This is a genomic window from Parabacteroides sp. APC149_11_2_Y6 (genome assembly GCF_054506995.1).
The window spans coordinates 1,165,957-1,178,755 of record NZ_CP173709.1 but is presented as its reverse complement, the minus strand read 5'-3'; the positions used below and the strand labels follow the sequence as shown (position 1 = coordinate 1,178,755).

At 40.0% G+C, this 12,799-nt stretch carries 14 protein-coding genes; 9 read left to right on the top strand and 5 right to left on the bottom strand.

Going from position 1 to position 12,799, the window contains the following annotated elements:
• Window positions 1-13: 13 nt before the first annotated feature.
• Window positions 14-559, top strand: a complete 546-nt coding sequence (locus ACGE0T_RS04810) for a DJ-1 family glyoxalase III (protein WP_459189401.1) — start codon at window positions 14-16, stop codon at window positions 557-559.
• A gap of 88 nt (window positions 560-647) precedes the next feature.
• Here ACGE0T_RS04810 and ACGE0T_RS04805 read toward each other — a convergent pair whose 3' ends face one another.
• A complete protein-coding gene (locus ACGE0T_RS04805; RefSeq protein WP_459189400.1) occupies window positions 648-1,316 on the bottom strand; it encodes an SGNH/GDSL hydrolase family protein in 669 nt (222 codons plus the stop codon).
• 157 nt (window positions 1,317-1,473) lie between these two features.
• On the opposite strand from ACGE0T_RS04805, the gene ACGE0T_RS04800 reads away from it, so the two are divergent.
• The 4 genes from ACGE0T_RS04800 (at window position 1,474) to ACGE0T_RS04785 (ending at window position 5,395) form a co-directional block, all read left to right on the top strand.
• Window positions 1,474-2,439 carry an HAD family hydrolase gene (locus ACGE0T_RS04800; protein ID WP_459189399.1) on the top strand — a complete coding sequence of 322 codons (966 nt, stop codon included), beginning with the start codon at window positions 1,474-1,476 and terminating at the stop codon, window positions 2,437-2,439.
• A 10-nt stretch (window positions 2,440-2,449) separates the two neighbouring features.
• Window positions 2,450-3,580, top strand: a complete 1,131-nt coding sequence (locus tag ACGE0T_RS04795; protein WP_459189398.1) for an OprO/OprP family phosphate-selective porin — start codon at window positions 2,450-2,452, stop codon at window positions 3,578-3,580.
• 185 nt (window positions 3,581-3,765) lie between these two features.
• On the top strand, window positions 3,766-4,452 hold the full coding sequence (locus ACGE0T_RS04790; protein WP_459189397.1) for a queuosine precursor transporter: 687 nt from the start codon (window positions 3,766-3,768) through the stop codon (window positions 4,450-4,452).
• 19 nt (window positions 4,453-4,471) lie between these two features.
• Window positions 4,472-5,395, top strand: coding sequence for a DMT family transporter (locus ACGE0T_RS04785; RefSeq protein WP_459189396.1), 924 nt, complete (start codon window positions 4,472-4,474; stop codon window positions 5,393-5,395).
• Between the two features lie 57 nt (window positions 5,396-5,452).
• On the opposite strand, the gene ACGE0T_RS04780 is transcribed toward ACGE0T_RS04785, so the two are convergent.
• Complete coding sequence (locus tag ACGE0T_RS04780; RefSeq protein ID WP_459189395.1) at window positions 5,453-6,349, bottom strand: 1,4-dihydroxy-2-naphthoate polyprenyltransferase; 897 nt, start codon at window positions 6,347-6,349, stop codon at window positions 5,453-5,455.
• A gap of 90 nt (window positions 6,350-6,439) precedes the next feature.
• Between ACGE0T_RS04780 and ACGE0T_RS04775 the strand changes: the two genes are divergently transcribed.
• The 4 genes from ACGE0T_RS04775 (at window position 6,440) to ACGE0T_RS04760 (ending at window position 8,529) form a co-directional block, all read left to right on the top strand.
• Window positions 6,440-6,844 carry a hypothetical protein gene (locus ACGE0T_RS04775; protein ID WP_459189394.1) on the top strand — a complete coding sequence of 135 codons (405 nt, stop codon included), beginning with the start codon at window positions 6,440-6,442 and terminating at the stop codon, window positions 6,842-6,844.
• 108 nt (window positions 6,845-6,952) lie between these two features.
• The gene (locus ACGE0T_RS04770) at window positions 6,953-7,171 is read left to right on the top strand and encodes a hypothetical protein (protein WP_459189393.1); all 219 of its coding nucleotides are present in this window, start codon (window positions 6,953-6,955) and stop codon (window positions 7,169-7,171) included.
• 34 nt (window positions 7,172-7,205) lie between these two features.
• On the top strand, window positions 7,206-7,412 hold the full coding sequence (locus ACGE0T_RS04765) for a hypothetical protein (protein WP_459189392.1): 207 nt from the start codon (window positions 7,206-7,208) through the stop codon (window positions 7,410-7,412).
• A 175-nt stretch (window positions 7,413-7,587) separates the two neighbouring features.
• Window positions 7,588-8,529, top strand: coding sequence for a calcium/sodium antiporter (locus ACGE0T_RS04760; RefSeq protein WP_459189391.1), 942 nt, complete (start codon window positions 7,588-7,590; stop codon window positions 8,527-8,529).
• A gap of 4 nt (window positions 8,530-8,533) precedes the next feature.
• Here ACGE0T_RS04760 and ACGE0T_RS04755 read toward each other — a convergent pair whose 3' ends face one another.
• The 3 genes from ACGE0T_RS04755 to ACGE0T_RS04745 are packed head-to-tail and all read right to left on the bottom strand — an operon-like array spanning window position 8,534 to window position 12,766.
• Window positions 8,534-9,841, bottom strand: a complete 1,308-nt coding sequence (locus tag ACGE0T_RS04755) for a sensor histidine kinase (protein WP_459189390.1) — start codon at window positions 9,839-9,841, stop codon at window positions 8,534-8,536.
• 11 nt (window positions 9,842-9,852) lie between these two features.
• Window positions 9,853-11,226: a sigma-54-dependent transcriptional regulator gene (locus ACGE0T_RS04750; protein WP_459189389.1), complete on the bottom strand. Its 1,374-nt coding sequence runs from the start codon at window positions 11,224-11,226 to the stop codon at window positions 9,853-9,855.
• 58 nt (window positions 11,227-11,284) lie between these two features.
• On the bottom strand, window positions 11,285-12,766 hold the full coding sequence (locus ACGE0T_RS04745; RefSeq protein ID WP_459189388.1) for a TolC family protein: 1,482 nt from the start codon (window positions 12,764-12,766) through the stop codon (window positions 11,285-11,287).
• Window positions 12,767-12,799 lie beyond the last annotated feature (33 nt).

The window sequence follows — 12,799 nt, the reverse complement described above, 5'->3', positions numbered from 1 at the left end:
TTAGAAAAAAGGTATGAAGAAAGCATTCGTATTCTTAGCAACAGGCTTCGAAGAGATGGAAGCCATCGGTACTGTCGACATTTTACGTCGCGGAGGTATCGAAGCAAAAACTGTCTCCATCACAGGCGAACAGAAGGTTTGCGGTGCACATGGTGTTGAAATAACAGCAGATTTGTTATTCACTGATGCTGATTTTACGGAAGCCGACGCCTTAATCCTTCCGGGAGGTATGCCCGGAAGCAATAACCTGAATGCTTGCGAGCCGTTAAAAGAAGCATTACTTCAACAGTACAGACAGGAAAAGATTGTTGCCGCTATCTGTGCAGCGCCGCTTGTTCTGGGTGGTCTCGGCCTGCTGAAAGGACGTAAAGCGACCTGTTATCCAAGCTTTGAAGCAACATTAATCGGAGCAACAGCTACCGGAGAGGCTGTAGAAAAAGATGGGAATGTTATTACAGGTAAAGGGCCCGGTCTGGTAATGGAATTTGCGCTTGCATTGGTTGCTGCAATCAAAGGTGACGCAGTTACAGAAGAAGTGGCCGCAGGATTATTGATTTAAAACAAACATATAATGATTAAAAAGGCAGGAAAATATTGTAAAAAAATATCTTCCTGCCTTTTATAATTGATGTATAATAAAAGAATATTTAGTCAGTAAGTGCATCGAGCACAATCTTTTCCATTACCTTATATCCTTCCAATGTCGGATGAACACCATCTTTCGAATATTTTTCAGGCAGTCCGCCACGTTCGTCAACCATACTGGAATAATAATCCACATAAGTCAACTTGTTTTTATCGGCATACTCTTTTATCATTTTATTCAGTTGGGCAATCTTTGGAGCAGGTTCCAGCCCCGGACGCCATCCAAAATCATAAGCCGGTAATACAGAGCAAAGCAAAACCCGGATATTATGAGCTTTTGCCAGTTCCGCCATAGAAATAATATTTCCCAAAATATTTTCCAATGAAATATAACCGGTATTCTGGGCTATATCATTGGTACCGGCAAGAATCACTACTGCTTCCGGCTTCAAATCAATCACATCGGCCCGAAAACGTACCAGCATTTGCGAAGAAGTCTGACCACCGATTCCACGTCCCAGAAACTGATGATCATTAAAGAATTGAGCATCATTACCCCACCAGCCTTCGGTAATTGAATTACCCATAAATACAGCTTTAGGAGTTGTTTTCACAGACTTGTTTGCTTCTTCATAACGATTAAACTGAGCCCAGTCCTGTTGTTGGGCTTCAAGGGCGGTTGTTGTCAGCATAAGTAATGTAACCAGCAACCCTAACTTAATGTTCATCATAATAACTTGTTTTTAAACAGATTTCTTTAGCGATAACAAATGTAATTATTTTCAGACTTATTTCTATATTTGTCACAGAGAATCAATGAAATAAAAAATACCCTTATATAGATCTATTACGAAAAATTCTCTATAGACCAATTTAAAACACATTGTTATGAAAACTTTAGTCAGATTCCCTAAACTGTTAGCCGTAACGCTGGCATTCTTATTTATTGTTGCCGGTATTGATGCCCAAACATTTGTTTACAAGCCCATTAAAGGATTCTCCGATGATGTAAACAGCCAACTGGAAGCATTCTTAGAATCAACTGTTCCCATGAAAACCCGCAAAGTGGCAGTATTCGACTGCGACGGAACACTTTTCGGACAAGTCCCCTATTATCTGGCGGATGAAGCCTTATACGATTATGCTCAAAAAACGTATGCTGGAAAGAAAGACCAGAAATCAAAAGAAAAAATGGCGATTGTAGACCAACTATTACATGGAAATAATGTAGGTGTCGACTTCGTACAGAACCGTGTCCGTTTCTTGTCCGGGCTGACTTCCGATGAAATACAGAAAATAGGTAACGACATGTTTCATGAAAAATACCAGAACAAAATGTACCCGGAAATGAAACAGTTGCTCGCCAACCTGAAAGAGTATGACTTCGAACTCTGGATTATATCTGCTTCTCCCGAATTACTGTACCAAAGATTCTGTGCCGAGCAATTAGGTATTCCCGAAGACCGCATCCTGGGTGTCAAATCTCTGGTAACTGCAGAAGGTATCGTCACCGACCAATTGGTATTCCCTGTATCCCAAGACAATGGTAAAGCAGAAGTTGTCAATACATTTATTAAAGCCAAACCGCTATTCTCTGCTGGAAACAGTCGCGGCGACATGGAAATGATGAACACCTCTGTAGGTCTGAAAATGATTGTAAATCCGGACGACCAGAAAGTTGAGAAAGAAATGGACAACAAAACAGTAAAACAATACTGGACAGATGATCCTCGTACCATCATCGTTTATTCAAACGATGTACCTGAAGGCAACTACAAATATATTACGGGAGAATGGGGTGTGAAGAGCAACGTAACTAACCCGAAAGAAAGTAAAGTCGTAATCGGTTACTAAGCAAATCATTATGAAAAAAGTCAATTGTATTATTGCCGGGATATTCCTGGCAATAGGGACTTCATTTGCCCAAGAAAAACCGGAAAAGTTCTCCGTTACACCCATCGGACGCTTTTATCTTGACGGAACCGCATTTTCCAACTCTGACCCTAAATTAGGCAGTGGTGCCACTTTTAGCGATATTCGCCTGGGTATAAAAGGTAAATACCAGAAATTCCAAGGAAAGGCAGAGCTTGGCTTCTCTAAGAACAAGATTTCATTGAAAGATATTTTTGTTGAATATGACTTCCACCCGAACTCATATGTCCGTGCAGGACACTTTGGGGAACCTTTCGGTATTGATTATATGGAAAGTTCGGCCAATATCAAATTTATCAGTGCCGGAGCTGTCACAGAAGCTTTTGCTCCGGGTAGAAAATTAGGTATCGAGTACATCGGATGGAAAGGTTGGTTCTGGTATGCCGGAGGTGTATTCGGTGATACGCATTTCCAGGAGAAAATCAACTATACACAAACAGACGGATATGCTGTTACCGGGCGTATTGCATTCAATCCTGTTAAAGAACAAGGGGGAATTGTACATATTGGCGTAGCCTCTACTTTCCGCAGGCCGGACCCGGCAAAGGAAGGTAACATTAGGGATGTGACTTTCGGGGCTACATTAGGTAGTCCGATTAATTCCCAGAAGTTTGTGGAAGCAAAAGTTACCGATGCCAGAAATACATTTAAGGTTGCCGGAGAATTTATCGGGGCAATTCATAAATTCAGCCTGCAATCAGAGTTTTTCTATATACAGACGAACAGGTATAAAAATTTGCCTAAATACCAGGCACTGGGTACTTATGGGCAAATAGGTTTCCTTGCTATCGGCGACGGATATTCATATGCCAATGAATGGGCACGGTTGAAGTTACCCAAACCCGGTTCTTTGGAATTTGTTGCCCGGTATTCTTATCTGGATTTGAATGACCAGGAAGCCAATATTTTAGGTGGAAAACAGAAGCAATTGTCACTGGCTTGCAATTACTATTGGAAGAAATTTATCACCTTACGTTTAAATTATGACCATGCTTGTATCAACGGAGCCAAAGAAAATCAACATTTTAATTTTCTATCAGCACGTGTGCAAGTCTATTTTTAATAGTTCAAATAATTAGCACTAATGCCAAAATGGTCCGAAGGATACATTCCGCCTCTGAACAGAGCGGATGTATCCTTCTTTTATGAAAATAAATCCGTACCTTTGCACCCGATAAAATATTTGATATGCTAAGGAAGTGTTTTAACTTCCCGAGTGCTTGATAAACCTCGTAAAAAACAAGAATTATGCAAAAAGAAACAACAGTAACCGTTCCTTTTATGCTGCTGGGTATTTTATTCAATATCTGCCTGGTAGCTTCCAATTTATTAGAAACAAAAGTCATACAGATTGGCGGTATCACTGCAACAGCTGGATTAATCGTATTTCCCATTTCATATATCATCAATGACTGTATCGCAGAAGTCTGGGGATTTAAAAAAGCCCGTTTGATTATCTGGAGCGGATTTGCATCTAATTTTCTGGTAATCGGGTTTGCCCAACTGGCTGTAATGTTGCCGGCGGCTCCATTCTGGGAAGGAGAAGATGGATTCAATTTTGTATTTGGAATGGCGCCACGTATTGCCATAGCGAGTCTGATTGCCTTTTTGGTCGGTTCGTTCCTGAATGCCTATGTAATGAGTAAAATGAAAGTTGCTTCAAACGGAAAAAATTTCTCATTACGCGCCATTGCCTCTACCCTCGTTGGAGAAAGTGCCGATTCGATGATATTTTTCCCGATAGCATTTGCCGGACTAATCCCGGTTAAAGAGCTTTTTATTATGATAGGAACACAAGCTGTACTGAAATCAGCATACGAAGTCATCATCCTGCCTATTACCATAAAAGTGGTAAAATATATCAAGAAAATAGACGGTAGCGATGTATACGATGTAGGTACATCATACAATATATTGAAAGTAAAAGATATTTGATTTATAAAAGAAGCAATATATGAACAACATTAAAGGGTTTGCCTATGGTATCATCACTGCGGCAACCTTCGGTTTAATACCCTTATTTACTTTGCCGTTGATGGCTAAAGGGATGCAGTTCGACTCCATCCTGTTCTACCGTTTCCTGTTTGCCTCCCTGGCCCTAACAATAATCATGACGGTAAAAAAAGAGTCATTCCGCATAGAAAAGAAGGACATTCCCGTGCTCATTTTACTTGGCTTCTTTTACACAGCTTCAGCGATGTTCCTTTTTTGGGGATATAACTTTATGTCCGCAGGCATTGCGACAACACTGCACTTTACTTATCCAGTTTTTGTCACGCTGATTATGTTACTGTTCTTCCATGAGAAGACTTCTTGGGTCACTTTGGCAGCTATCGGTCTGGCCATTTGCGGAGTAGCCCGTCTTTCCATTAGTGAGGGAGATGTGAGTATGAGTGTTATAGGAGTATTCATTGTATTGCTTTCCGCTATCGGATATGCCTTATACATCACAACTGTAAATAAATCGAGGGTAAAAGCGATGTCCGGAAGAAAAATGACCTTCTTTGTATTTATCGTAAGTACCTGCATGTTCGCCATTAAAGCAAGCACAAACCAAGGTATCCAGCCGATACCGGATGCCCTGTCGCTTATGAACCTGATACTTTTGGCTGTTGTACCAACGGTAATTTCCAATATAACACTGGTTCTTGCCGTACAAAATATCGGAGGGACATTAACCTCTGTTCTTGGTGCGATGGAACCGGTTACGGCTGTATGTGTCGGAGTTTTGATTTTCGGAGAACCTTTTACTTTACACCTTGCATTAGGCATTCTGCTAATCATACTGGCGGTAACAATAATTATCCTCTCCAAATCCATACAGAAAGCATTGAGGGGAATACGTAGAATTTTATCCCATCATTTATCCAAAAATTAAATACATAGACAATCGATAGAAATAAAACACAACTAACGGAACAAGTTAAAAACCGGTTTAAAGAACAACCACCGATATAAACAATACGGATAATATCAAAGCAAACAAAAACACATTGCGTGCCGTATGCGCCAATGTTATATTCAAATCTTTACCTTCGCGGGTAAAAACCTCTTTGCTGGTCATAAACATCAAACCAAACACAATTCCGAAAGCGAACAGAATCCACCAGGGAGCATCTATCAATAACGGGCATATAAGGATAAAAGCCAGTATATTATTTACCACATAAAAAAAACGTCCGAAACGCTTGCCAAACAATACAATCGTAGTTCGTTTGCCAGCCGCTTTATCCTGTGCATAATCCCGGTAATCATTGACAACCAATATATTTACAGACAACAAACCTACCGCAATAGATAATAAAAGAGTTAATAAAGAAAAAGACATTGTTTGTACATAATAAGTAAAGCAAACCGGAATCACCCCATAAAACAGCAAAACACAAATATCCCCCAACCCATTATATGCCAAAGGGAACGGTCCTGCTGAATAAGCAAGAACACAGAGAGCTATCGCAATGCCAACAAAAATAAGACGCCAATCTGTAAGACAGACTAAAACCAATCCGCTCAGGCAAGCTAATCCCAAAGTTATAAAAGTTCCTGCCAACATTGCTTTCGGAGTAATCCATCCCTGCGCTACTGCCCGTTCAGGCCCCAAACGGTCTTCATTGTCTGCACCTTTTTTATAATCAAAATAATCATTTGCAAAATTACTGGCTATTTGGGCAAAAACAGCTACCAGAAAACATAAAACAGTGATAGATACGGTCAAATATCCATCATAATAAGCTAAAGCACATCCTAATAACACAGGACTGACTGATGCTGGCAATGTTTTAGGCCGAGCCGCCTCAAACCAAGCTTGCAAGCGATTTTTTTGATTACTCATAATTGCATTTTCTTTTTTTCGCCTACAAAAATAGAAACAAAAAAAGTTATATGATTGTTGTTTTTATAAGAATTCATATATCTTTGCGGCATGAGAAGTTTTCTATTCATATTAACACTATTGTTCGGCATGTTGCTTTTTATCCCGATAGAGAAGGTAAGCAGCAGTACTGTTGATGGTTTATCCAAGCAGCAGGAAGCCGTAATGAAAGAAAAAAGCTCATCCGATATAAACCATCATTTGCAAGTATTAAGCAGTGAACTGAAAGGGAGTAATTGTCTTACTCCACGCAGAGTTGTTCAGCATACATCAAACACGCTAAATATACGTTTATTCAAATATCAGGAGAAGTTTTCTCAATACTTCCGACTGAAAGGAGAAGATCTTCTGCAGAAAGTATCTGAAGAAGTAACGATATGTCAAATAACTAACCTTTCCACCTTGCTTTGCCGTATGGGGTATCATGTCTATGCCCTGCGAAGAATCATTATTTAGTTAATTATACATTCATGGTATGTGCTATGGGGATTTTATTTCCATACATTTCTTTATTGTGTTTTTTCAATACAATCAATTTAATAATTAACTAAAAATCAAAAAGATATGTCTTCTAATAATAAAAAATCAGGTAAATCCCGTATTTATATTTATATCATTATCACCATCATCGGTTGTGTTCTTGCGTGCAGTTCAATCATCACAAATGATTATTTGAAACTGGTAGTAGTAATGGTAACACTTGGCGCCGGTCTGTATGGCATAATGAGAGGCCTAAGTACACCTTCCACAGAACAAGACAACACGCTTGCTGATGAGGAATAAAAATCTATTTGGAATAACTTAAATTCAAAAAAATATGAAAATCAATAAGGATTTGGTAGATGCAACTCTAATGTTGTCATTTATTTCTTTAGTATTAGTGGGAACAAGCGATCTCCATGACGTAGTAATAAAAAACTGTACAATGGGTGTACTTGGTATTATTTGTATCCTGATGGTCGTTTTCCGTGCAATTGCAATGCGACAGGATGCTAAAAATCCCCCGGAAGAATTTGATTATTAAATAAAATCCCAAATACCCTGACTGAATGTCCCTGGTTTCCTGTTATTTACTTCGTGGTGATCTCGAGGTTTTCTGAAATACGTTTTTCTGCCTATAAAAAACTTGCTGTTTATTTGGATACGGTATAACTTTGCCGGATAACAGGAAACCGGACATTCTTATAAACTCTTATTGTATGGTCACAAGTGTAACATTACTTATACTTTCATTAGTCGCACTTTATATCGGGGCAGGCTGGTTGGTTCAGGGTAGCTCCGCGCTGGCTATGAAAGCCAAAATATCTCCTTTGGTTATCGGACTTACGATTGTCGCATTCGGAACAAGTTCTCCCGAATTAGTCGTCAGTTTAAATGCAACCTTAAGCGGACAAGGGGATATAGCTATCGGAAATATTATTGGTTCGAATATTTTTAATATCGGAGTAATTTTAGGAATTTCTGCTATCATTTATCCGCTGAAAGCAGAAAAACAGCTTACAAAAATAGACATTCCAATCATGCTACTGGCAGCAATCCTACTAACCGTTTTCTTCTGGAACGGATATTTAGGACGACTTGAAGGTGGCCTTTTTGTTTTAGGTATTATTCTTTATACTTTATTCAGCCTGTACTATTCACGTAAACACGGAAAAGACAGTGCCGATGTCGAACTGGAAAATCAACCCAAACATTGGTCTACAGATTTGCTTTACCTGGCAGGCGGACTGGTTATTCTTATATTCTCATCCAATCTATTAGTAGAAAATGCCGTTGCCATTGCAAGGGAAGTTGGTATCAGCGAAGCAGTTATCGGATTAACAATCGTTGCTGCAGGAACCGGTATGCCGGAATTTGCTACTTCTATTATCGCTGCTGCCCGGAAAAAACCAGACCTGGCTATCGGCAATATTGTCGGCTCCAACATATTCAACGTACTTGCCATTGCCGGTACCAGTTCCCTGATACATCCGATACAGGCAAAAAATGTGAATTATATCGATTTGCTGGTAATGATCGGTTTTTCCATTCTATTATTGCCATTAGTTAAAAGCGGACAGAAAATATCCCGTGCGGAAGGTTTCGTCTTGCTTATTTTTTATCTGATTTATTTAGGCTGGCTATTGAGAGACCTTATCTAAAACGTTATTTCGCTTCAAATAAGATTCGGAAACGTGTCAATCCATCCGCATAAGTACGAAGGGAAAAAGAACAGTTTTGTTTCTGTAACACTTCACGAATAAAAATAAGTCCGATACCTTGCCCATTAGGTTTTGTTGAGAAGAATGGACTAAACAACTTTGCTTCCGTTTCCTTATCTATTCCTTTTCCCGTATCTGCAATTTCGAGGCAGACAGGAACTTCAGTCGTACGAATATAAATCTTTCCATCGCTGCCGATCGACTCGGCAGCATTTTTTATAATATTAAGAAGAACCTGTTCAAACAAAGTCGTGTCCAAAGATACTTTCGGCGATACAGGAGCTAAGTCCATGATAATTTGAATATTCCTGTTCTGACAAACCATTTCCATAAATCGCTTGCAAGATACTACCACGGTATTCAGAGGCTGTATACTGGTTTGGGGTTCCGGTATGCGGACCACATCGGCAAAATTGGTAATAAAACGGCTCATGCTATAGCAACGCTCAATCGACACACGAAGTACCTCACATATATCTTCCGTATCCTGCATTTCACTGAATGTTGCTTCCAATGTATCCAGTGTAGACGTTATACCGGCTGTCGTATTATTTACCTCATGGGCAATCATACGGATAACCTTCTCATATGCCTTTTTCTCTGCTTTAAAAACTTCTTGTGTCAATATCTCAACCAGATAAAATGAATGGTGAAAGCCACTATCCACAAACGAAGAATGCGTACATTTATATATATTGGCATCATTCAGGCGAACTGTCTGGGAATGGTAAAGAGGTATCATTGTCAGTTCCAAAGCCAGAGGAGAATCAATCTGTTCCAATCGTTTACCCTGGACTTCCGAAAGAAACGGTACTCCGAACATCTTATGAGCGGCAGGATTGACGGACAAAACCTCTCTATCCAGATTCAGAATAATCACTCCCATCGGAGAAGCATTAACCAGCAAATCCAAAAAATGATTTTGTTCCCTCAAATGAAGACGTTCATTTTTTAATTGCTCCATCATTTTATTAAAAATATCCACAATGCGGTCTGCTTCCGGTTGCCCAACCCTACTTAAACGGGAACTGAAGTCCTGTTCTTTCAACAATTCCATACCACTACCTATGATATGCAACGGTTTAATTATACGGCGATAGAAAATAAACAAATAAACAGCAGTCAGCAGCAAAAGCCCTTCGACAACAAAAAACAAACGAATCGAGGAAGAATAAAAAACATAATACGAGATTACTGCCATTGAACACAAAAGCAGTATCGTCAATACCCAAAACAAACCTTTAATCCTCATTCGTCTTTTGTTTATTTTTCTATAGGGATACCATATTTTTCCAACCGCCGGTACAATGCTGCCCGGCTAATTCCTAAAGCGGTTGCCACATGAGACAAATTTCCTCCATGAGTATCCAATGCCTGTAAAATAGTTTGCTTCTCCAATTCATCCAACCTCATTCCACACGGAACAGCTGTAATTTGTTGTTTATTAGAAGACATATTATACATATTTTGGGCTTCAAAATCTGAAACATCCAAAATACTTTTACCGGATACGAGCATGGTACGCTCTACCAGATTTTTTAATTCGCGGATATTGCCGGGATATGGTAAACGCTGCAAATAAACCAATGCTTCGGATGAAAAACCGACCTTCGGAAGTCCATTCGATTCAGACTGTTTATCAGCAAAATAACGCGCTAAAAGAGGTATATCTTCCATCCGCTCGCGGAGTGCAGGCAAATGGATATTTATCAGGTTAATCCGATAAAATAAATCTTCACGGAACGTACGTGCTTCTACCATTTCCCTCAAATTACAGTTTGTTGCACTTACCACACGGATGTCCACTTTCCGGGGACGGCTATCGCCCAATACCTCAAAGGTCTGGTCCTGTAATACACGCAATAATTTTACCTGGCAGGAAAGTTCCAAATCCCCAATCTCATCCAGGAATATTGTACCCTTATTTGCCATTTCAAACCGTCCGGTCCGGTCTATATACGCATCTGTAAAGGCTCCCTTTTTATGCCCGAACATCTCGCTTTCAAAGAGGCTTTGGGACAATCCACCCAGATTCACCTTCACGAAAGGTTCTTTCATCCGGGGACTGTTTGCATGAATCGCCTCTGCAATCAGCTCTTTCCCTGTTCCACTCTCACCGGTTATCAAAACAGAAGCGTTTGTAGGAGCTATACGGGAAACAGTACCCAGCACTTCCATCAAAGAAGTACTTTGACCTATTATTTTATCAAAATGAAATTTATGGTCTGCATCCGTTCTGTTCAGAGGTACTTTCTGCTCTTTTTTCTGTTCACTCAGTTCGAGAGCTGTCCGGATAGATTTCAGTAAGACAAGGTTATTCCAAGGCTTTGTTACAAAATCGAACGCACCGGCCTGCATCCCTTGTACTGCCAGGGAAATAGAGCCCCATGCAGTCATCAATATAACCGGTACGTCCGGTTGGAATATCTTTACCTGCTTTAAGAGTTGTATTCCCTCCTCTCCTGTGGTGGTCAAGGTAAAATTCATATCCATCAATATAAGTTCCGGAGCAATAGTACGTACTACTGCCAACGCATCTTCCGGACCCGGAACAGCCTCCGGCTCATATCCTGCCCGCTTCAACAAAAAGGTAAGCGAAGAACGAACAGCGGCATCATCATCTACGATCAATATCATTCATATTGTTATTTGTGTTACAAAAGTAACGAATTAATCATTAGCATTCAATAGGATTTTACTTTCTAACAATCTCTTCAAACTCCGCATCCAAGGTTCGGTTATGCTGGAAATCATAGAGAGTAAGGCTTCTGATATTATAGAAGTAATTCCAATAATAATACAATTCCTCGATATGTTTCTGCCGGGCATCATCCTTGGATTGTTGTGCATCATTCAAATCAAGAATATTAATTTTCCCAATCATAAAGGTTTCAATCGAGGTTTTATAACGTTTTTGGGCTATCTCATCCGCTTCTTCCGCAATATCCAACTGGGCTGCCTGGTTATTGAAATTCTCTACCAAAAGATAAATATTCTGGTTAAAGTTCAATTGTTCCTGGCGAATCCTGGATAAAACGACTTCGCGGTTAGACTCTGCTACTTTTACTTTCCCTTTGCGTTTTCCCCAATCCAATAGCGGAATGGAAACACCAACCTCCACTACATTATTATTATTCAGATTCTGGTAGGCAGTGCCTATCGTTTGGTCTTTGCCGGAATAGCCAACCGATGCAAACAAATTAATGCTGCGCCGGTTCCCTTTTGCAATTGCCACATCATAATCCGCTTCAAGCTGGCGACGGAGAATATTTTTAGCAAAAGAATTGTTTTCCTGAGCCTTTTCAAGCACTATCTGATAATCCATCCGTAATGCAGGTGCAGTTTCCGGAACAAGAGGTTCGATAACGTCCTGTTCGCCTAATCCAAGAAATGCCCTAAGTTGGAACATATTGGCATTCAAATTGGATTGTTCTTCCGTTACTTTCCCTTTAGCCTGCAAGGCTGACAGTTTCAACTGCATCAGTTCGCTTTCGGATATTTGTCCTATTTTACGTTTTGCAAGCGCTATCTCATACAACTTCTCCGCATTCTGTAAATTTTGTTCTGCAGTAGCCAGCTTTGATTTGGCAAGCAATAAATTGAAAAAATAGGTAATTGTCGTAATCGTTACCTTTTCGACGCTCTCGACATAGGCTGCTTTTGCTTCCTGGTAACGGACCGGTTCTATCCTTCGTTTCCATTTCTGATCATTTACTCCGAAAATCGGCTGATTAAGCGTTAATCCGACAGGAAGGCTCAAAAATTCATTAAAAGCCCCGGAGCCAAGTTGGCGGGTAAATTCAAGTGAAGTGTTCAATGAAATCTTACCTCCCGTCAGCGGAATATTCTGGTCGATGGAAAGATCTCCCTTCATGCCCAAGGTATTGTTTTGGACGAATGTATAAATACCATCACTGTTCAAATAGCGGGTATACTGCCGGCTATAAGCAGGAAGTGTTCCTGAAAAGGTAATTTCCGGCAATTGTTCCGCGACATGTGTCCGATATTGCCAATATGCAGTTTTCAATTCATTCAAAGCAACCGCAGCATCAACCGACTGAAGCTGTGCAAGCCCAATTGCATCTTTCAAAGAAAGGCGGACCGTATCCTGTTCCTGAGCTTTCATTCCGGCATTGATCAATAAAAGAGACGTGATAACTATGTATATCTTCTTCATTATTGTATTATTTTGCCATCCTGTAGGCAAAAC